At 69.1% G+C, this 20,119-nt stretch carries 14 protein-coding genes, 1 tRNA gene and 1 pseudogene; 6 read left to right on the top strand and 10 right to left on the bottom strand.

Features of this window, described 5'->3' with window-relative positions; genetic code table 11:
• From EEJ31_RS11590 to EEJ31_RS11600, 3 genes are read right to left on the bottom strand one after another with little or no spacing between them, the layout of a single operon-like run.
• On the bottom strand, positions 1–813 hold the full coding sequence (locus EEJ31_RS11590) for a carbon-nitrogen hydrolase family protein (protein ID WP_123046448.1): 813 nt from the start codon (positions 811–813) through the stop codon (positions 1–3).
• A gap of 44 nt (positions 814–857) precedes the next feature.
• Complete coding sequence (locus EEJ31_RS11595) at positions 858–1,541, bottom strand: response regulator (protein ID WP_123046449.1); 684 nt, start codon at positions 1,539–1,541, stop codon at positions 858–860.
• Positions 1,534–3,204, bottom strand: a complete 1,671-nt coding sequence (locus EEJ31_RS11600) for a sensor histidine kinase (RefSeq protein ID WP_123046450.1) — start codon at positions 3,202–3,204, stop codon at positions 1,534–1,536. The genes EEJ31_RS11595 and EEJ31_RS11600 overlap by 8 nt, the downstream gene beginning before the upstream one ends.
• Before the next feature lie 166 nt (positions 3,205–3,370).
• Here EEJ31_RS11600 and EEJ31_RS11605 point away from each other — a divergent pair, with 166 nt between their 5' ends.
• Together EEJ31_RS11605 and EEJ31_RS11610 are read left to right on the top strand one after the other, a co-directional pair.
• Positions 3,371–4,699 (top strand): cation:dicarboxylate symporter family transporter, encoded by a 1,329-nt coding sequence (locus tag EEJ31_RS11605; RefSeq protein WP_123046451.1) that lies wholly within the window; start codon positions 3,371–3,373, stop codon positions 4,697–4,699.
• A 101-nt stretch (positions 4,700–4,800) separates the two neighbouring features.
• Positions 4,801–6,336, top strand: a complete 1,536-nt coding sequence (locus EEJ31_RS11610; protein WP_123046452.1) for a glycosyltransferase family 39 protein — start codon at positions 4,801–4,803, stop codon at positions 6,334–6,336.
• A 47-nt stretch (positions 6,337–6,383) separates the two neighbouring features.
• On the opposite strand, the gene EEJ31_RS14325 is transcribed toward EEJ31_RS11610, so the two are convergent.
• The 5 genes from EEJ31_RS14325 to EEJ31_RS11635 form a co-directional block, all read right to left on the bottom strand.
• The gene (locus EEJ31_RS14325) at positions 6,384–6,626 is read right to left on the bottom strand and encodes a PLDc N-terminal domain-containing protein (RefSeq protein WP_123046453.1); all 243 of its coding nucleotides are present in this window, start codon (positions 6,624–6,626) and stop codon (positions 6,384–6,386) included.
• Between the two features lie 230 nt (positions 6,627–6,856).
• Entirely contained in the window at positions 6,857–7,720 is an 864-nt protein-coding gene (locus EEJ31_RS11620; RefSeq protein ID WP_233563865.1) for an ABC-2 family transporter permease, read from the bottom strand.
• A 306-nt stretch (positions 7,721–8,026) separates the two neighbouring features.
• A tRNA-Met gene (locus tag EEJ31_RS11625) sits at positions 8,027–8,100 on the bottom strand.
• A gap of 73 nt (positions 8,101–8,173) precedes the next feature.
• Complete coding sequence (locus EEJ31_RS11630; protein WP_199727340.1) at positions 8,174–11,083, bottom strand: UPF0182 family membrane protein; 2,910 nt, start codon at positions 11,081–11,083, stop codon at positions 8,174–8,176.
• A gap of 116 nt (positions 11,084–11,199) precedes the next feature.
• Positions 11,200–12,312, bottom strand: a complete 1,113-nt coding sequence (locus tag EEJ31_RS11635) for a YlbL family protein (protein ID WP_123046455.1) — start codon at positions 12,310–12,312, stop codon at positions 11,200–11,202.
• A 132-nt stretch (positions 12,313–12,444) separates the two neighbouring features.
• Here EEJ31_RS11635 and EEJ31_RS11640 point away from each other — a divergent pair, with 132 nt between their 5' ends.
• Complete coding sequence (locus EEJ31_RS11640) at positions 12,445–13,815, top strand: zinc-dependent metalloprotease (protein WP_407643241.1); 1,371 nt, start codon at positions 12,445–12,447, stop codon at positions 13,813–13,815.
• Between the two features lie 600 nt (positions 13,816–14,415).
• Positions 14,416–14,727, top strand: a pseudogene (locus EEJ31_RS14170) (TOMM precursor leader peptide-binding protein); the annotation flags it as partial.
• Positions 14,728–14,743: 16 nt separating this feature from the next.
• Here EEJ31_RS14170 and EEJ31_RS11650 read toward each other — a convergent pair.
• Together EEJ31_RS11650 and nudC are read right to left on the bottom strand one after the other, a co-directional pair.
• Entirely contained in the window at positions 14,744–16,483 is a 1,740-nt protein-coding gene (locus EEJ31_RS11650; protein WP_199727341.1) for an ATP-dependent helicase, read from the bottom strand.
• Entirely contained in the window at positions 16,480–17,466 is a 987-nt protein-coding gene (gene nudC, locus EEJ31_RS11655) for an NAD(+) diphosphatase (protein WP_123046457.1), read from the bottom strand. The genes EEJ31_RS11650 and nudC overlap by 4 nt, the downstream gene beginning before the upstream one ends.
• 90 nt (positions 17,467–17,556) lie before the next feature.
• Between nudC and EEJ31_RS11660 the strand changes: the two genes are divergently transcribed.
• Together EEJ31_RS11660 and EEJ31_RS11665 are read left to right on the top strand one after the other, a co-directional pair.
• Positions 17,557–18,825, top strand: coding sequence for a phosphotransferase (locus EEJ31_RS11660; RefSeq protein WP_148040181.1), 1,269 nt, complete (start codon positions 17,557–17,559; stop codon positions 18,823–18,825).
• 132 nt (positions 18,826–18,957) lie between these two features.
• Positions 18,958–20,119: DUF222 domain-containing protein (locus EEJ31_RS11665; protein WP_148040182.1), on the top strand; the 1,162-nt coding region annotated here is incomplete at its 3' end.

The following is a 20,119-nucleotide window of genomic DNA, read 5'->3' on the forward strand; positions in this document are numbered from 1 at the left end:
CTACTCGCCGAGCGGCACCACTCGGAACCGGCGCAGCGCCAGGGCCGGGTTGAAAGTGCGCACCTCGGCGATGCGGGCGTGCGAGACCCAGCCGAGCGCGACATCCGTTGCCTCACCGATGGTGGCGATCTCGACGCCCATCGGGTCGACGATCATGCTGTTGCCCACGCCGACCGGCGGCGCCTGGTCCGCGGCCGCGATGTAGATCGTGTTCTCGAGCGCGCGTGCGGTGACGAGCGTGCGCCAGTGCTGCTCCTTGAGCGGCCCGCGCACCCATTCCGCGGGCACCAGCACCAGGTCGGCGCCGGCGTCGACGAGACGCCGGGTGACCTCGGGAAAGCGGATGTCGTAACAGGTCTGCAGGCCGACCGTCAGCCCGTCGACCGCGAAGGTCTGCGGCTCGTCCAGCACGCCCGGCTGCACCCACGCCGACTCCCGCTGCCCGAACGCGTCGTAGAGGTGCAGCTTGCGGTAGGTGGCAACGACGTCGCCGGCGGGGCTCACGGCGACGAGCGTGTTGCTGAACCGCTCCCCGTCGGTCTGTTCGATCATTCCGGCCACCAGGTGAATGCCGAGGTCGGCGGCGATCGACGACAGTCCGGCGACGAAGCGCCCGTCGAGCGTCTCGGCGGCGTCGACGAACGACCGGCCCATGACCGGTTCGAAGAACGCGGAATACTCCGGGAATACGACAAGCCGGGCGCCCCGAGCGGATGCCGTGGCGGCCAGCTCGCGGATCGCGGCCAGGTTCGCGGCGGGGTCGGTCCCGGGCGCGAACTGCGCGACGGCGACGGCGAGGGCGGAATCGGCCATGCGCACAGCCTAGCCGCGAGCGCGAAACGGTTCGCCCGGGGCCCTCACGACCGCCAGCGGTATTCCAGCTCCGGCCTGCCCTGCCCGCCGTAGCGCGGCGAGCGCACCACGCGGCCCTCGTCGGCAAGGTGGTCGAGGTAGCGCCTGGCCGTCACCCGGGCGATGGCGGTCTCCGTCGCCACCTCGGTCGCGGAGTACGCCACCGCTGCCCCCCGCAGCATCCGTGTGACGGTCTCGAGCGTCTCCGGCGACAGTCCCTTGGGCAGGTTCGCGGGCAGCGGCGTGCGAAGCGCCCCGAGCGCGTGGTCGACGTCGGCCTGGGTGGCATGCGACTGCTGGGCGACGAACGACTCCCGGAACCGCAGGTACTGCTGCAGCTTGTCGACGAGGGCCGGGAAGGTGAACGGCTTGATCAGGTACTGCACCATCCCGAGCGACAGGGCGTTCCGCACCATGTCCAGCTCCCGCACGGCCGTCACGGCGATGATGTCAACGGCGATGCCGGCGGCCCGGATCTGCCGCGCCACGTCGAGACCGTGCAGGTCAGGCAGGTTCATGTCGAGGAGGATCACGTCGATGCTGCCGCGCGGCGCATCCCGCAGCATCCGCAGCGCCTCGCTGCCCGTGCGTGCTACACCGGCGAGTTCGAAACCGTCGATGCGCCGCACGTACTCGGCATGGGCCGCCGCGGCGATCTCCTCGTCCTCGACGACGAGCACGCTAACCATGGGTCACCACCGGTTCAGCGGATGCCTCGCCCTCGGCGCCCCGGCGGTCGGGCAGCGTGACCGTGAACACGGCACCCGGATCGCCGTTCGCCACCGTGATCGACCCGCGTTCCTGCCGGATCGCCTGCGCGACAAGCGCCAGCCCGTACCCGCGGCCGTGGCCGGTCTCCTTGGTGGAGTACCCCCGGGCGAAGATGAGGTCCGCCTCCTCCGCGCTCACACCGGCGCCGCTGTCGGCGACCACGATCACGACGCTCGCCGAGGCATCCGCGTCGACCCGGGTGCCGATGTCGAGGCTCACCCAGCGCCCCTCCGACTCGGCGGCAGAGTCGATGGCGTTGTCGAGCAGGTTGCCCACGATTGTCACGAGGTGCGCCGGCTCGGCGCGAGGCTGCACCCGCGTGGACGACACGGTGACGCGCAGGTCGACGCCGCGTTCCTCGGCCTGCGCGGCCTTGCCGAGAGCCAACGCGGCGAGCACGGGCTCGTCGATCGCTCCCACCAGGCGGTCGGTCAGCATCTGGTTCACCTGCAGCCGTTCGGTGACGAAGTCGAGCGCCTCCCGCGCCCGGCCGAGCTCGATGAGCGACACGATCGTGTGCAGCTTGTTCGAGAACTCGTGCGTCTGTGAGCGCAGGGAGTCGGCGAGCGTGCGCATGGTCTCGAGTTCGCCGGTCAGCTGCTGCAGCTCGGTGTGGTCGCGCAGCGTGGTCACCGTGCCGAGCCGCGCGGGCAGGCGGCGGCGCGACCCGGGCGGTGCCTCGGCAGGCTCCTGGTTCACGACGAGCACCCGGTCGTCGGTGAGCTGAATGAGGTCGTGCACCCGGTCGCCGCTGCCGAGCACCGCGCGCAGCGACTCCGGGATGGGGAGATCGGCCACAGGCACCCCGGTCCGGCTCCTGGCCGACGCAGGCGGCAGGTTCAGCAGCAGCGCCGCCTGCTCGTTGTACAGCGTGAGGCGACCGGCCGGATCGACCAGCAGCAGGCCCTCGCGAACCGAGTACAGCACGGCCTCGTAATAGGAGAACATCCGCTCGAGCTCTTGCTCGCCCATGCCGTGCGTGACCCGGTCGAGATAGCGTCGCAGCAGCAATGACGCGACCGCACCGAGCAGCAACAGGATCAGGGCCGCGCCGATCACGAAACCGAGCCGCGAGTTCACCGCCGACGCCACGCTGCCCACGGTGACGCCCGACGACACCAGGCCAATGATCTGGCCCGCGTCATCCTCGATCGGGTAGACCGAGCGCACCGACGGCCCGAGCGTGCCGGTGTAGGTCTCGGTGAGCGAGCGCCCCTGCTGGGCGGGACCGATCGTGCCGATGTATGGCTTGCCGATCTGCGCCGGGTCGCTGTGCGTGAAACGGATGCCGGACGGGCTCATGATCGTGATGAAGTCGACGTGCGCGTCGTGCATGAGGTTGAGCGCGTAGGGTTCGAGCAGTGTCGAAGGCTGGTCTCCCTGCACCGAGCGGATGACGAACGGGTCGTCGGCGATCGACGACGAGACCACCCGGGTGAGGTTCTCGGCGTTCTGCTCCACGCGGGCGTGCGCGTCGACCCAGAGCACGACGAGCGCCACCACGCTGAGCACCAGCACGAACACCAGGTGCAGCACGAAGAGCCGCGTGGCGACGCTCAGGCGGTCCGTGACGCTCTTCATCCCCCCATTGTCCCTCCCCCACCCCCGGGACGTTCCCGTATGGGCGGTGATGCCCGCGCGACCAATATGGTCACAAGTTTTCTCGGCCACCTCGTGCAGGCGACGCTGAACGGACTTGGAAGCACCGCGTCGCCGACGCCGGTCTGGACACGAAGGAAACCCAATCATGGCAATGACGCCAACCCGCAGGCGGCTCGACCGCACGCATTACCTCTACATCTTCGTCATCGTCGGCGTCGCCGCGGGAATTGCGGTTGGCCTGGCCTTCCCGGAATTCGCCATCGGCCTCAAGCCGATCGGCACGGGGTTCGTCGCCCTGATCAAGATGATGATCACCCCCGTGATCTTCTGCACGATCGTGCTCGGCGTCGGCTCCATCGCGAAGGCGGCCACGGTCGGCAAGATCGGCGGCCTCGCGCTGCTCTACTTCATCGTGATGTCGACCTTCGCCCTCGCGATCGGCCTGGTCGTGGGCAACGTCCTGAACCCGGGCAGCGGGCTCGACCTGTCGGCGGCGCACTACACCGTGGATGCCGCGGCGGAGGGCGGCACGGCGGCCGACTTCATCCTCGGCATCATCCCGGCCACCCTGGTGTCGGCCCTGGTCAGCGGCAACGTGCTGCAGGCCCTGCTGATCGCCCTCATCGTCGGCTTCGCCGTGCAGGGCATGGGCGCCAAGGGGCTGCCGGTGCTGAACGCGATCCGGATCGCGCAGACCGTGGTGTTCCGCGTGCTGATGATGATCATGTGGCTCGCCCCGATCGGCGCCTTCGGGGCCATCGCCGCGGTCGTCGGCGCGAGCGGCGGTAAGGCCCTCGTCGGCATGGCCACCATGATGTTCGGCTTCTACATCACCTGCATCCTCTTCATCGTCGTCGTGCTCGGCACGCTGCTGCGCCTGGTCTCGGGCCTGAACATCTTCAGCCTGATGAAGTACCTCGCCCGCGAGTACTTGATCATCTTCTCCACCTCCTCCTCGGAGGCCGCCCTGCCGCGCCTGCTCGCCAAGATGGAGCACCTCGGCGTCTCGAAGCCGGTCGTCGGCATCACCGTTCCCACCGGCTACTCGTTCAACCTCGACGGCACGGCGATCTACCTGACCATGGCGTCGATCTTCGTCTCCAACGCGGTGGGCAAGCCCATGTCGATCGGTGAGCAGGTCGGGCTGCTGCTGTTCATGATGCTCGCCTCCAAGGGCGCGGCGGGCGTCACCGGCGCCGGACTGGCCACGTTGGCGGGCGGCCTGCAGGTCTACCGTCCGCAGCTGCTCGACGGCGTCGGCCTCATCGTCGGCATCGACCGGTTCATGTCCGAAGCGCGGGCGCTGACCAACTTCACGGGTAACGCCGTCGCCACGGTCCTGATCGGCACCTGGACCTCCCAGATCGACAAGGTCCAGGTCGCCAACGTCCTCTCCGGACGCCTGCCCTTCGACGAGGCCACCATGAGCGTGGACGACCACGGCCCGGCCGAGCTGGAGACCGCGACCCGCTGACGCGTCCACTGCAAGCGGTGACACGGAGGCCCGCCCCTTCCCGGGGCGGGCCTCCGTCGCGCCGGGCGCCGGTCCGCGTCCACGGGCTCTAGTCTCGGGTCATGGCCACGACTTTGCCCGGGCGGATGCGGTGGGCTCCCGTCGCGGGCGGCGCGCCCGTCGGGAGGGCGCTGCCGCCTGCCCTCGTCGGGCTGGCGGCGTTCCTGGTGTCGGCCGCGTGGTCGTGGCAGCCGTCGTACTGGGGCGACGAGGCGGCGAGCGTGATGTCGGCCCAGCGTCCACTGCCGAGCCTGTTCCTGATGCTCCGGCACGTCGACGCCGTGCACGGCACGTACTACCTCTTTCTCCACGTCTGGACCGGGTTGTTCGGGATCTCCGAGTTCGCCACCCGCCTGCCGAGTGCCCTCGCCGTCGGGTTCGCCGCGGCGGGCACCGTGGTGCTGGTGCGGCAGCTCGCCCGCGACACACGCTGGGCGGTGCTGTCCGGCATCCTCTTCGCGGTGCTGCCCCGCACGACCTATATGGGCGCGGAGGCCCGCTCGTATGCGCTCGTGACTGCGCTGGCGGTGTGGGCGACCGTGCTCCTTGTGCACATCCTGCAGCTGCGGCAGAACCAGGCGGCCCGCCCGGTCGCGCGGGCCGTCTGGTTCTGCTGGTGGGCGGGATACGCCCTCCTGTTCGCGCTCACCGTCAACGTGTTCCTTTATGCGCTGCTGCTCGTTCCCGCGCACGCCGTGGCCGTCTGGTCATCGGGGCAGCGGCACCGCCCGTGGCCGTGGCTGGCGGCGACCGGCGTGGCGGTGGCCCTGGCGGTGCCGGTGCTCGTCTGGAGCGTGCACGAGCGGCGGCAGGTCGCCTTCATCGCGCGGCGCCCCGGGGCCGACCTCGTCGACGCCGCGGTCGACCAGTGGTTCGGCACCACGGCTATCGCCGTTGTCGCGTGGGCGCTCATCGTGTTCGGCGTGGTCGTCACGTTCCGCCGTCACGGCGGGCGGAAAGCCCGCGCCACTCTCGCGCTTGCGCTGGTGTGGATGCTGTTCCCCACCCTCGCGCTCCTCGTGGGCACCCATCTCGTCACGCCGGTCTACACCTACCGGTACCTGTCGATGTGCGCGCCGGCCGTGGGTATCGCGATGGCCGCCGGGGTCGTCGGCATCCGTTTTCGGCTCGTGCGGCTGGCGGCCGTGCTTCTGATCGTCGCCCTGGCCGTTCCCGGGTATGTGGCGCAGCGTGGCCGCTACGCCAAGAACCTGGGCAGCGACTGGCGGCAGGTGGCGGACCTCATCGCGCACGAGGCGGAGCCTGGCGACGCGATCGTGTTCGACGAGAGCGTGCGGCCGTCGCGGCGGCCGCGCTCGGCGCTGCACCTGTACCCGCAGGCGTTCGCGGGGCTGCGCGATGTCACGCTGCAAAGCCCGTTCTACGACAACCCGTGGCTCTGGGACCGCACGCTGCCGCTCGGGCAGGTGATCGACAAACTGGCCGGCGTCGACACCGTGTGGCTGGTGCAGAACAAGGGCAGCGCCGAGAACACGGCCGGCGACGAAGAGCGGGTGCTGGAAGCCGCCGGCTTCGAGCGCGTCAGCAGCAACCTCGCGAACATCACGGTCGTCATCCGTATGGAGCGCCGCGGCTAACCTGCCTCAGTGCCCCGAACCTCCGTTTTGGCTAGGAAGGCACGCCATTAGCGCTTGCGCTCCCCTGTTTCCGCCGTCTTCGCGCCGAATGCGAACCAGGCAATCACTCCTATCAGGGGCAATAGCACCACGGCGCCGGACCATACAGTTCGCGCTGCGGCAGACATGGATGTCGCTCGTATGATCTGGCGGAGAGCAATCACGAGAACGATGGCGAGAACCAAGAAACTCACGGACCAGAGGACGTCGTACGAATGCGGCGACGAAGGATTCACCGCCTCAAGAGCCATCAGACCTTTTTTCGGGAAGCGCCGTGCGACTGCAACGAGGGCGCGCCGGCTTGCGCGCCCGCTTGCGCTCGAGTTGACCTGCTTTCGCCATCATGTCCTGTTCCCATGCGTCAGGTGGCGAAGGAGGAAACGCAGAAGGCCCGGAACCTTGCGGTTCCGGGCCTTCTGCTTAGATCCAAGGTCGCGTACAGCTGCGGGCTCAAGCCTCTGAGCTGAGATCGAGAGTGGACTTACGGCTGGACAAACACTTCGTCAGCCAACATTCCGGGCTGCACCCGTATCTTTACGCTCTCGCCGTCGGGAACGACAAAGGCATCCGATCCAGTGGCGGATGCGCCGTTGAAGAGTTCATCGATCCCCATGTTGTCGTCGAGCATAACGGGGTTGTCGTAACCGTTCACGACATTGCCCGCGTTGGTCACCACGTCGACGCCAACCTCCGCAGCGATCGCGGAGTCCTTGCCGGTGTAGGTCACCGTGTAGTTGACAACCTCATAGTGGGATCCAGCAGGTGCCGGGTCGTTGAACTCGTTCGCGAGGACGATCGAGTTGCCGTCCTTGCTGAAAGAATTGATGACCACGGTCCAGTTCTCGCTGCTGATGACCGAACCGATTGCCACAGGGTTCTCGCGCGTCCCCTCAGCGGTGGCCGTCTCCGCTGTCGGCGATTCCTCTGCGGGCGCTTGCCCCGCTGCCGCCGGCTTTTCTACGACGACGCTCTCATCCCCAAAGGCCTCGTTGAAAGAGGCGGCGACGACGGCGAAGAACACGATGAAAGCAACGATCGTTCCCACTACGGAGATAATGAGCCCCGCGATGCCCAAACCCTTACCGGTTCCCTTCAGGAACAGGGAAACGATCGCGAGGATGAAGGCAATCGGGAGAAGAATCCAGCCGATGATCAGAGCACCTGGAATGCAGGCGAAAATGAATCCAACGATGGAGATGATCAGCGCGATAAGGGCCAACACATTGCGGCCTTGTTTTGGTGCCTGCGTCTGCCACTGCTGCTGATCGTGGGTCGACGGGTGTGATTGCTGGGATGAAGTAGGCGGCACTGACTGCGAGCCCGCCCCCGGCTCTTGGAGTGTCATGCACCAAGCTTTTCGCAAACGTCGGGCACGCCGAGAGGCCCAGTTCTGGGGAGGCACGGAACCAGCTCACCTTCAGCCCCCCAGAAATCAGCGTCATCATCGACCTCTCCCGCCGGCACGGACGTTACCGATCCGCCTGAAGGGTCAGGAACCGACCATCCCGGTGCGAACGAAGGTCGATATGCGACCCCTCAGCGGAAAAGCAGGCGATTCGCGTGTAGTTTCCGGATGGGCCAGGAGGCAGGAAACACAGAAGGCCCGGAACCTTGCGGTTCCGGGCCTTCTCGGTGTTTATTCAACACAGCGTTGCGGGGACAGGATTTGAACCTGCGACCTCTGGGTTATGAGCCCAGCGAGCTACCGAACTGCTCCACCCCGCGCTACGTCCACAACTCTAACACAGCGGTGGGGCGAGGCCGAATCGGCCCCGCCCCACCACGCGCTTCTGCGAAGCTACTCGCCGAGCAGCGCCAACATGGAGGCCACCGTGTCGGAGAGCTTCTTGTCGGCAGCGCCGTACGCCGCGAAGTCGCCCTTCTTCAGTGCGGCATCCTTATCGGCGATCGCCTGGCGCGCCACCTGCAGCAGGTTCGCGAGCTTCGCATCCGTCGTCGGGTTGCCGGTTGAGGGCGGCGTCGTGCCGGGCTTGGGCGTCCCTCCCCCGGTGCTCGGCGGTGTCGTGCTCGGCGGCACATCGGTATCACCGGCATTGGCCCCGGAGTCGCCGCCGAACAGCACGTCGAGCGCCTTGTCGAGGGTGTCCTCGAACGCGATCTGGTCACCGAACGCCACGAGCACCTTCTGCAGCAGCGGATAGCTGGTGTTACCGGTCGACTGCACGTACACCGGCTGCACATACAGCAGACCGCCACCCACGGGCAGGGTGAGCAGGTTGCCGTTGGTGACCTTCGACTGGCCCTGCTTCAGCAGGTTGAGGGCCTGGGAGACCACCGGGTCGGCATTGAACTTCGCCTGCACCTGACCGGGTCCGGGCACCGTGTCATCCTTGGGCAGGGTCAGCAGTGTCAGCGAACCGTATCCCTTCGCCCGGGTGCCGTCCTTCGACCCCGCATCGGCGTTCACCGCCAGGTAGCCGGTGAGCACGTTCCGGCTGGTCGTGCCGGACGAGGCCGGGATGAACGTCGTGTACAGCGAGTACGACGGACTCTCCTGGCCGGGCATCTGCATCGTCAGGTAGTACGGCGGCTGCGGGATCGTGTCGCCGGCGGCCGACACCGGGTCGTTGGGTACGGCCCACTCGTCGTCGTGCGAGTAGAACGAGCCGGCATCCGTCACGTGGTACTCGGTGAGCACCGAACGCTGCACCTTGAACATGTCGGCCGGGTACCGCACGTGGCTCATCAGGTCGCCCGACATCTCGCTCATCGGCTTCAGGCTCGACGGGAAGATCTTCTGCCAGGTCTTCAGCAGCGGGTCCTCGGCATCCCAGGCGTACAGGGTCACCGACCCGTCGTACGCGTCGACGGTGGCCTTCACCGAGTTGCGGATGTAGTTGATCTGGTCGAGCGCGAACGGCTTGGCCGGCGTCTCGGTGTCGGTGATCGCCTCGGAGAGCCCGACGGGCGTCGAGTACGGGTACGTCGCCGACGTCGTGTAACCGTCGATGATCCATTTGATGCGCCCGTCGACGACCGACGGATACGCGTCGGAGTCGAGCGTCAGGTACGGCGCCACCTTCTGCACACGGTCGAGCGGATTGCGGTCGTAGAGGATCTGCGACTCGTCGTTCACCGAGTCCGAGAGGAAGATCTGCTCGGACTGGAACTTCAGCGCGTAGATGAGCTTCGTGAAGGCGTTGTCGAGCTTCGGCCCGCCGTCGCCGCTGAACGTCGTGTAGGTCTGCTCCTCGCCGTCCTTGCTCGACGGGTAGTCGAGCTCCACGGGCTTGGTGCCCTTCGGCCCGCCGACGATGGAGTAGGTGGGCGAGCTCTGGCCGAAGTAGACGCGCGGCTCGAACTTCCCGAGCTCCCCGGTGGTGGGGATGCCCGACTCGAGGAAGACCGGCTGGCCGTCTGCGGAACGCTGGTTTCCGTACGCGGCGACCATCCCGTATCCGTGGGTGTAAACGGTGGTCGAGTTCACCCAGCTGTTCAGGCCCGTGAGGTAGGTGTCGTCGAGCCCGCGCACGGCCACGACGGCGTCCTGCGACTTGCCGTCGATCGTGTAGCGGTCGACGTCGAGGTTCGACGGGAACTGGTAGTACTGCTTGAACTGTTCCAGTTGTGCGAACGCGTCGCTCACCTTGGCCGGGTCGATGATGCGAATGTTCGCGGTCGTCTCGGCGTCGGCGCGCAGCGCCCCCGGCTCGGCCGTGGTCTTCGCGTCGTACGGCACCTCCTTCACGTCGGACAGCCCGTAGGCGTCGCGCGTGAGGTCGATGTTGCGCTGGATGTACTGGGATTCGAGCGCCTTGGCGTTCGGCTCCACCTGGAACCGCTGGATGACCCACGGGTAGAGCGAGCCGACGATGAGGCTCGAGATGATCAGCAGGGCCAGGCCGATGACGGGCAGCCGCCAGCGCCCGATGATCGCCGTGACCAGGAACAGCAGGGCGACCACGAGGGCCGCGCCCGAGAGGATCGCCCGGCCGGGGATGTTCGCGTGGACGTCGGTGTACCCCGCCCCGGTGAGGAGGCCGTTGGAGTGAGTGAGGGTCGAGTACTGGTCGAGCCAGATGCTCACGGCCTGCAGCAGCAGGTAGATCGCGGCCGTGACCGCGATCTGCACGCGCGCCGACTTCGAGATCAGCACCTCGCGACCGCTGACGCGGATCGCCCCGTAGAGGTAGCTGGTGGCGATCGCGGCGAGCGCCGAGATGAACACCACAGCGGATGCGAAGGCGAGCAGCGAGTGGTAGAACGGCAGGTCGAACAGGTAGAACGAGATGTCGAAGTGGAACTGCGGGTCTTCCTTGCCGACCGGGGTGCGGTTCAGCCACATCAGCACCGGCTGCCAGCGGGTGGATGCGGCGACGCCGGCGAACAGGCCGAGCAGCGCCGGGATGCCGTAGGTCGCGAGCCGGCGCAGCGGCTCGATGACCTGCTGGTAGCGGTCGACCTGGGCGTTGAGCTTGGCATAGACCGGCCGCAGCCGGTACGCAAGCTGGATGCTCACCCACACCGGGACGGCCATGGCGATGAAACCGACGAAGAACAAGACGGTGCCGGCGATCCACTGGGTCGTCAACACGGGCAGGAATCCGAGCTGGTCGTACCAGAGCACGTCGGTGTACAGCCCGGCGAAGATGAAGAACAGGATCACCAGCGCGACCACGATGCCGGCCGTGATCGCCAGCGGTGCTCTACTTCGTCGGGGGGCTGCTGTGGAGGATGCGGATGTCACGAATTATGCCTCTTGCTCACTCAGAACACGGTCGGACCCATCCTAGACAAGCGTGGTGGGGAGAACGCCCAGAGGACGCCCGGCGAACGCCCAGAAGACGAGCGTCCGTCGGCGGGTCAGGAAGCGGGGCAGGTGGGCAGCTCGGAGACGCCCTCGCCGGTGCGGATGGCGTCGAGGGCCGTGATCGAATCGTCGAGCGTCTGCACGGCGAAAACCGTGAGCCCGTCGGGCACGTGCCCGGTCACCTCTGCACAGTTCGCAGCCGGGGCGAGGAACCATTCGGCGCCGGCACGCTTGGCCCCGTAGAGCTTCTGCTGGATGCCGCCGATGGGGCCGACGGTGCCGGACGGGTCGATGGTGCCGGTGCCGGCGACGTCTTCGCCGCCCTGGATCGCGCCGGGAGTGAGCTTGTCGATGATCCCGAGGGCGAACATCATGCCGGCGCTCGGGCCGCCCACCTTGTCGAGCTGGATCTCGACGTCGAACGGGAAGCGGTACTCCATCTTCACGTTGATGCCCGCCACCACGGTGTCGCCGACGCTCGTCGGGGTGACGGCGACGGTGCGGTGCGCACCGTCCCGGGTGATGCCGATGTGCGCCTCGGTTCCGGCACCGTTCTTCTGCAACGCGGCGCGCAGCTCGGCGATGCTCGCGACGGCGGTTCCGTTGACCGAGTCGACGGAGTCGCCCGCCTCCAGCACGCCGGTGGACGGGGAGCCGTCGGGGACGCCCACCACCGAGACGGAGATCGGGAAGTCGTAGCCCAGGTGGGTCAGGGCGGCCGCGATGGCGTCCTGCTGGGAGTTCACCATGGCGGCTTCACTCTGTGCGGCGACCTCCTTCTGGGTCACCTGCGGCGGGAACGCCTTGTCGATCGGGATGACGGCGGCGCTCGTGTCGAACCAGGCCCGGATGACGCCGAGCCAGTTGGGCCGCTGCGACGGGGACCCGACCTGGGAGACGGTGAGCAGGTCGAGGCTGCCCTTGGTCGGGTACACGGGTTCGCCGTCGATGCTGATGAGCGGGACGTCCTTGCCGCTCTGCTGGCCCACGGCATCCGTCGACCCCAGCGTGTTGAACACCGGGCCGGGCTTGTCGATGACGTACGGCGCGGGCACGATCGCCAGGACGAAGGCGATCACGAGCGCGATCAGGAGCACGATCCAGCCGGCGCGCGCGACGGGCCGGTCGCGCCGGGGCGCAGAGGGGTCGTCTACGAAGAGGGCCACCGCGATCCTTCCGGGCGTCGGGGAGGATGTTCGCGGTGGGCGGACATCCAAGCGCTCCAGCCTAGGGCATTTCCCAGTCGGGGCCGGGGCGCAAGGGCTAGCGTAGAAGCAAGCAACTGGGAGGTGCCTGAAGTGGCAGACAACTCACGACCCGACGACGAACCCGGCGACGACGGCATTCCCGACGAGTTCCGGGACATGTTGCGGGACATCCTCTCGGGGAAATCCTCGATCGACCCCAGCCAGCTGGCGGGAGCGGCCGGGCTGCCCAGCGACCCGGCGAGCGTCGCGGCGCTGATGAACCAGCTGCAGGGCGCCCTCTTCAGCGGCGGCGACGGCTCCATCAACTGGGACATCGCCCTCAAGCAGGGGCAGGAGCGCGCCGCGGCTGGGCAGCTCACGCCGACCGACGCGGAACGTGCGGCGCTCCAGCAGGCCTTCCGGATCGCCGCACTCTGGCTCGACGACGTGACCGCGGTGGCGGAACTCCTGACCGCGCCGGGCCTGATCACCCGCAAGGAGTGGGTGACAGCGACCATGCCGCTGTGGACGCAGCTGGCGTCCCCGGTGGCCTCCAGCATCTCCGACGCGCTCACCCGGGTGCTCACCGAGCAGGCCCCCGAAGAGCTCCGCGGCATGATCGCCAATGCCGGACAGGTCATGCGCAGCCTCGGGGGCACTCTCTTCGCGATGCAGCTCGGCCAGGTCGTCGGGCAACTCTCCAGCGAGGTGGTCTCCGGCGGTGACGTCGGCATCCCGCTCATGGGCGAGGAGGAGGCGGTGCTGCTCCCGCAGAACGTCGCGGCGTTCGGCGAGGGCCTCGACATCCCCGCCGACCAGGTGCACATCTACCTTGCGGTGCGCGAGCTCGCGCATGCCCGGCTGTTCCGCCACTCGCGCTGGCTGCGCCTGCACCTGATCTCCTCCGTCACCGAGTTCGCCCGCGGCATCCGCATCGACACCGAGCGCCTCGAAGAGCTGGCCTCCACCTTCGACCCGTCGAACCCGGAGGAACTGCGCCAGGCGATGGTCAACGGCTCGCTCATCCCGCCCAAGACCGACGCACAGCTCGCCGCCCTCGGACGCCTGGAGACCATGCTGGCGCTCGTGGAGGGCTGGGTCGACGTGGTCACCGCCGAAGCCACCGAACGGCTCCCGTCCTCCGGCGCGATCGCCGAGACGGTGCGCCGGCGCCGCGCCTCAGGCGGCCCGGCCGAGTCGGCGTTCGCGGCGCTCGTGGGCCTCGAGCTCCGGCCTCGCCGGCTGCGCGAGGCGGCGGCCATGTGGCAGGCCGTGACGGATGCCGTCGGCAACGACGCGCGCGACGCGCTCTGGGCGCACCCCGACCTGCTGCCCACGGCGCAGGACCTCGACGACCCGTCAGGCCTCGTCGCCCGGCTGACCGGTGCCGCGTCGGGCGAGGAGCCCGTGCTCGACGAGATCGACCAGGCGCTGGAAGACCTGCTGCGCGACGACGGAACCGAGCGCCCGCACGAGGAGTAGCTCACCTGGCCTCCTTCAGCCTCCTGTCGTCGCTCGGGGGCTCCCTCCCACCTGCCTTCCTTCGCGAGTGCGGCCGAACGGTCGCCTCGGCGCGCGAAAGGCGGCACGAAGCCCGCACTCGTGGAGAGCAGTGGGGGCGACCGGGCGCGCGGACTGTGGATAACTTCGGCGGGCGGTCCGGCGGAGGCGCATCATGTCGGCATGATCATGCGACTGAACCCGGCCGTCCCCCTCGTCTGGCGCTCCCCCGACACGATCCAGGCGGGCGTCGACCGACCCCTCGCCGCGTTCCCCGGGATGACGGCCGCGCTCGAACGGGTCGTCCTGGCCCTGCAGGCCGGGATTCCCGAGGAAAGCCTCCGGCGGCTCGCCACTGACTCCGGGGCGAGCGCCGCCCGCGTCGACTCCCTCCTCACCGCCCTGCGACCGGCACTGCTGGCCGTCCGACCCGGCCCGGCCGCCGCTGGGCCGGGTACGGTCCTCATCGACGGCGATGGCGCCACCACGCAGCGGATGCCGCCCCTGTTCGCCGAGCTCGGCATCCGCCTGTGCCCGCCCGACGAGCCGCCGGGACTCACCGTCATCGTGACGCACTACGCGATGGAGCCCGAGCGGCACGGCCGTTGGCTCAGGCGCGACATCCCGCACCTTCCGGTCGTGTTCAGCGATGCCGAGGTCAGGATCGGCCCGCTCGTGGAACCCGGCACCGGTCCGTGCCTGTCGTGCCTCGAGCACCACCGCATCGACGCCGACCCCGCCTGGCCGGCCATCGCCATCCAGCTGCTGCAGCGGCGCGCGGCGACCGAGACCGAGCGCAACAGCATCGTCGTGGCGGCGCTCGTTGCCACGATCGTCGACGCCTTCCTGCGAACCGGCGCGAACCCGCTGTCGACCGCGTCGCTCATCGTCGACCCGGCGTCGGCCGCACTCAGCCGGCGCGACCACCTGCCCCACGCGCGTTGCGGATGCCAAGCTCTGCCAGGAATCGTGACCGTTCTCGCGGGGACCGCTGCTGCGCACCGGATGCCGCCCAGCTCATCGACAGCCGCCGACGTGCCCGCGTGATGCCGACGTACAGCAGCCGGCGCTCCTCGTCGACCTGCTCGAACCTAGTCGCGTAGCTGATCGGCACGAGCCCTTCCGAGAGCCCCACCAGGAACACGCAGTCCCACTCCAGGCCCTTGGCCGAGTGCAGCGTGGCGAGCGTGACGGCCGACACGGTCGGCTCGTGCTGGCCGGCCTGCCGCTCCATCAGCTCGTCGGTGAACTGGCGGAAGGTGGTGCCCGGGGCGGCCTGGTCGACGAGCCCCATGATCGCGTTGAGCGATTCCCAGCGGTCCCGCACCGCGCCGCGCGCCTCCGGCGGGCTCTGGCTCCAGCCGAGGGAGCGCAGCACGTCGCTGACCGACTTGAACAGCGGCTCGCCGCTGATCGACACGGATGCCGCCCGCAGCGACATCACGGCCTGCTTCACCTCCGGCAGGTCGAAGAAGCGCTTCGACCCGCGGATCTGGTAGCTCACGCCCACCTCGCCGAGCGCGGTCTCGAGCGCGGCCGCCTGCACGTTCACCCGGTACAGCACGGCGATGTCCTCCGGCCGGGTGCCGCCGTCGACGAGCTCAAGCACCTGCTGGGCAACGCCGCGGGCTTCGGCGATGTCGGTCGCGTACTCGCGAACGGCGGGCTCCGGATGCGCCGGGGCGTTGCCGGTTGGGGTGCGGGGCCGCAACGACAGGGCCCCGCTCCGCCCCCGCATCAACTGGTTGGCGGCGGTGATGATGGGCGCCGTGGACCGGTAGTTCTGCTCGAGGCGCACGACCGTCGCGTCCGGGTAGTGCTTGGGGAAGTCGAGCAGGTAGTCGCTGCGCGCCCCGGCGAAGGAGTAAATGGTCTGGCTGGCGTCTCCGACGACGCAGAGGTCGCGTCGGTCGCCGAGCCACAGGGCGAGCAGGTCGTGCTGCAGCGGCGAGACGTCCTGGTACTCGTCGACCACGAAGAACCGGTACTGCTCGCGCACCTGCAGCGCGACCGAGGGCTCCGACTCGATCATGCCGGCCATCGCGAGCAGCACGTCTTCGAAGTCCAGCTGCCGGCGTTCGTCCTTGAGACGCTCGTAGGTCTCCTGCATGGCCACCGTCTGTTCGGCGGTGAGCCGGCCCGGGAGTGCGCGGGATCCGACCTGTGCCGCGTACTGCTCGAGGCCGAGTCCCGACACCTTGCGCCACTCGATCTCCGCGGCGATATCACGCAGCGTCGCCGTGTCGAGCTTCAGCCGCAGCGTCTCGGCGGCGTGGCCGAGAAGGCGGCCCTTGCCGTCGAGGATGCGCGGCACCTGTCCCCCGACCACGTGCGGCCAGAAGTAGTTGAGCTGCGACAGCGCCGCGGCATGGAAGGTGCGGGCGGCGACGCCCCCGGCGCCCAGGTGCCGCAGCCGGCCGCGGAGTTCGGCGGCCGCCCGGGCGGTGAAGGTGAGCGCCATCACACGGTTGGGCGCGTACGCGCCGCTGGTCACGCCATAGGCGATGCGATGGGTGATGGCGCGCGTCTTGCCGGTGCCTGCGCCGGCGAGGATGCACACGGGACCGACGAGGGCTTCCGCCGCGAGGCGCTGCTGCTCGTCGAGACCGGCCAGGAGGGCGTCGGCGCCCGATTCGGCCACGTGAATCATGCGCCGCCCCGGTGCGGCTCCCCGGGTTGGAGGGGCGCGCCGGCTTCGAGGGGCTCACCGAGCCAGTGCTCGAGCATGGCGCGGGCGATCGACGCGCGGCCCGGCAGGATCACCTCGCCCTCCTGCCCGCGGATCTCGTCACGGCTGAACCACCGGAGGTCGAGGATCTCCTCGCCGTCGGGCAGCAGGGCGTGCGGGTCCTGGCCGTCGGCGAGACGGGCGGTGAAACCGCACATGACCGACGCCGGGAACGGCCACGGCTGCGATCCGAGGTACTCCGGGTCGGTGACGCGGAGTCCGGATTCCTCGTGCACCTCGCGCATGGCGGCGTTCTCGAGCGACTCCCCCGGTTCGACGAAGCCCGCCAGGAGCGAGTACCGCTTGGTCTCCCACATGGCGTTGGAGCCGAGGAGCACGCGCCCGTCGGCATCCGTCACCAGCACGATCACGGCCGGATCGGTGCGCGGGAAGACCTGGCTGCCGTCGTTCGGGCAGCGCCTGGTCCACCCGCCGTCTTCGATCATCGTCGGCGCGCCGCAGCGCGGGCAGTGCCCGTGGGAGTCGTGCCAGTTGGCCAGGGCCAGGGCCTCGGCGAAGGCGCCCGCGTCGCGGTCGCCGAGCACGGTGGCCAGTTCGCGGAGTCCCCGCCAGCGGCTTTCGTCGGCCTCGAGCGAGGCGGCGGCCTCGTCGGTGAGGATCGTCGCCACGAGGGCGGTCCCGACCGGCTCCGACGCGTCTTCGGCGAGGGAGAGGCCGAGGTAGACGGAGGTCAGGTCGGCGGGCAGGCGGTCGGGTTCGACCCAGCGAAGGGCGACGGATGCGACGGGGTCGGCGACCAGGGCCTTGCCACGCCAGAGCGGCAGCACCCGCGCGTTCGCATCCGCTCGCAAACCCTCGAACAGGTCCTCGCCGGCGCGACGGACGTGGTCGCGGTCGACCGCATGCCTCGAGAGCGGAAGGCGCGCGGTGAACGCGAACGACATGGTTACCCCTGTGATCTGGCGCGATGCCGAAGTGGTGTGCAGGCGTGGCGGATGGCGTGCCCGCGAGGAGTTCGACCTAACCTAGAACACATGGCCAGATCCCACCTCACTCTAGCCGCGTTGGCCACCTCCGCTGTCGCGGGGTTCGACGTCGCGCAGGCGCGGAGCCACAGCCAGGGCGTGCACGGGATGTTCGATTCTGCGCTGCTCATCGGGCGCGACGGGCGCCGCCTCATCATTCGTGTTCCGAACAACCAGACCGCCGAGACCGAGCAGTCGGCCGACCTCGTGGCGCTGCGTGCGCTCACCGTGGGCAACCGCAGCCGGCTCCCCTTCGACGTGCCCGAGTACGTGGGCCAGGCTCCCGTCGACTCGACGCGTGCCGTCGTCTACGAGCTGTTGCCCGGCGACTCCTTCGAAGCCGACGCGCTCATCCGTCACACCGGTGTCGCCGCGTCGATCGGCCGGGCCATCGCCGCCGTGCACAGCCTGCCCACCACCTTCGTCGGTGACGCCGGCCTGCCGCAGCGCACCGCCGAGGAGTGCCGCACGTCGACGATCGAACTGATCGACCGGGCCGATGGCACCGGGCTCGTACCGGAGGCGCTCGTGCGCCGCTGGGAGCAGGCGACGGACGACGACGCCCTCTGGCAGTTCGCGCCCACCGTCATCCACGGTTCATTGTCGTCCGAGTCGTTCCTGGTGAGGGACGACGCCGTGGCCGGCGTGCTCGGCTGGGCCGAACTCGCTGTCGGCGACCCGGCCCGCGACCTGCACTGGCTGCTGGCGTCGGGCGAAGAGGCCGCCCGCAACGCGCTCACCGCGTACACCGGCGCACGCCAGGGCAGCGACCAGCGCATCGCGGGCAGGGCGTTGCTCTACGCGGAGCTGGAACTCGTGCGCTGGCTGCTGCACGGCACCGACACCCGCGATCAGGAGATCGTCGACGACGCCGCCGCGATGCTCGACTCCCTGGTCGAGACGGTGCACCGGCAGACCATGCGACCGCTGGGGCCGGGCGAGGAACCGGTGCTCGAGGTGTCGGACGTCGAGGCCATGCTCGCCGCGACCCCGCGCGACCACATCCCGCACGACTCGTCGGCCGCCCTGCAGACCGATTCCTTCGACCGGTCGGAATTCGACACCGGAAGCTACGAGACAGCCGAGTTCGCGGGATACGCATCCGGCGACTCTGGCGACGGCGATCTCGGCGAATTCGGGGCCGCCGAGGAGCCGGGCCACGAGGACGCTCCCGCTGCCGGGGACGTGGAACGCCGAGACACTGGGGAGTACCCCACCGATAGCTTCGACCGCGAGGCATTGCGCCGGGCCGCGCAGCCGATGGGAGAGCCGCACTAAGCGGGGTCTTTTCCGCCGTGAACGTTCCTCCACATACCCCCCTCGGATTGGGTTATCCACAGGTTTAATCGCTGATGGCGACCGGTATCTCTGGGCGTCGGGAATGTCGGTGGCTGCCCTTACTGTGAGGGTATGTCACGTTCAACGGATGCGGTGGTCGCCTCGGTCGGCGCGCTCGCCGATGCGTGGGCGGGTGCGTTGAACTTCGCCCAGCCGGTCGGGGGCGCATCCTCTGCGGAGAACGACGCGATCGGGATGAGCGACGCGGGTCTGCTGGAGGCGCTTAGGGCGGGTTTCGCGGTCAAGCGTGAGAATGACGCGCTGCTTACCAGACTGGCCGGGCAGGTCGTGGAGCGGTCGCGTCCGTCGCTCGGGCAGGAGGGCTTGGCCAAGCGCACCGGGAACGCGACGGCGGCGATGCTGCTGGCCGATATCGGCCGCATCACGGTGGCGGAGGCGAGCCGCCTGTGTCGGGTGGGTTCGGCGACGGCGACGCCGGTGACCCTGCTGGGGGAACGGCTGCCGGTCGCGTTCCCGGCGGTGGCCGAGGCGCTCTCTGCGGGCCGGATCCCGGTGGACGCGGCCGAGGCGATCATGTCGAACCTCGAGCAGGCTAGGGCGAACGCTAACCCGGAGGATCTGGCGTTCGCGGAGGAAGCTCTGGTGGAGTTCGCCACCGAGAACCCGGCGGATCTGGTGCGGAAGCTCGCGATCCGCACCCGCGACCGCCTCGACACGGATGGTATCGAACCAAGGGAGGAGCAGCTCGTCGCCAAGCGGGGCTGGCATCGGATCAACCGGCGCGACGGGATGGTGCGTTACGTGTTCGACGCCGACCCGCTCTCGGCCGGGTTCGTCGACGCGTGGGTCGACGCGCACGTCGGCAACGCGATCCGCGGGGTGCGGATGCGGGAGGCGGAGGCCGCTCACGACACGACCGACACCGGTCACGACACCGCGGCGCACGACCCCGACCAGTGCGGGGAGAACCACGAGCTGGTCGACCCGCGCACGTTCCCGCAGCTTCGCGCCGACGCGATCGTCGATCTCGTCCGGCACGGACTCTCCTGCACGGACCGCACCGTCCCGGGCCTCGGGCCGGGGGTGACGACGACGATGATCGTGCGGATCGGCCTCGACGAACTCATGACGGGCCTGGGTGAAGCGCAGATCGACGGTATCGAGCAGCCGATCTCCGCCGGAACGGCCAGGCGTCTGGCGGTAGAGGCGGAGATCATCCCGATGGTCCTCGGCGGCGACAGCGAGGTGCTCGACCTCGGGAAGGCGAGGCGCT

The sequence above is a fragment of the Cryobacterium tepidiphilum genome (genome assembly GCF_003716325.1).
Classification (GTDB): domain Bacteria; phylum Actinomycetota; class Actinomycetes; order Actinomycetales; family Microbacteriaceae; genus Cryobacterium; species Cryobacterium tepidiphilum.

What these genes read in the sequence shown, in the direction of transcription:
- EEJ31_RS11590 (WP_123046448.1), bottom strand. Translation starts at nt 813, where the DNA reads ATGGCCGATTCCGCCCTCGCCGTCGCCGTCGCGCAGTTCGCGCCCGGG.
- EEJ31_RS11595 (WP_123046449.1), bottom strand. Translation starts at nt 1,541, where the DNA reads ATGGTTAGCGTGCTCGTCGTCGAGGACGAGGAGATCGCCGCGGCGGCC.
- EEJ31_RS11600 (WP_123046450.1), bottom strand. Translation starts at nt 3,204, where the DNA reads ATGAAGAGCGTCACGGACCGCCTGAGCGTCGCCACGCGGCTCTTCGTG.
- EEJ31_RS11605 (WP_123046451.1), top strand. Translation starts at nt 3,371, where the DNA reads ATGGCAATGACGCCAACCCGCAGGCGGCTCGACCGCACGCATTACCTC.
- EEJ31_RS11610 (WP_123046452.1), top strand. Translation starts at nt 4,801, where the DNA reads ATGGCCACGACTTTGCCCGGGCGGATGCGGTGGGCTCCCGTCGCGGGC.
- EEJ31_RS14325 (WP_123046453.1), bottom strand. Translation starts at nt 6,626, where the DNA reads ATGGCTCTTGAGGCGGTGAATCCTTCGTCGCCGCATTCGTACGACGTC.
- EEJ31_RS11620 (WP_233563865.1), bottom strand. Translation starts at nt 7,720, where the DNA reads ATGACACTCCAAGAGCCGGGGGCGGGCTCGCAGTCAGTGCCGCCTACT.
- EEJ31_RS11650 (WP_199727341.1), bottom strand. Translation starts at nt 16,483, where the DNA reads ATGATTCACGTGGCCGAATCGGGCGCCGACGCCCTCCTGGCCGGTCTC.
- nudC (WP_123046457.1), bottom strand. Translation starts at nt 17,466, where the DNA reads ATGTCGTTCGCGTTCACCGCGCGCCTTCCGCTCTCGAGGCATGCGGTC.
- EEJ31_RS11660 (WP_148040181.1), top strand. Translation starts at nt 17,557, where the DNA reads ATGGCCAGATCCCACCTCACTCTAGCCGCGTTGGCCACCTCCGCTGTC.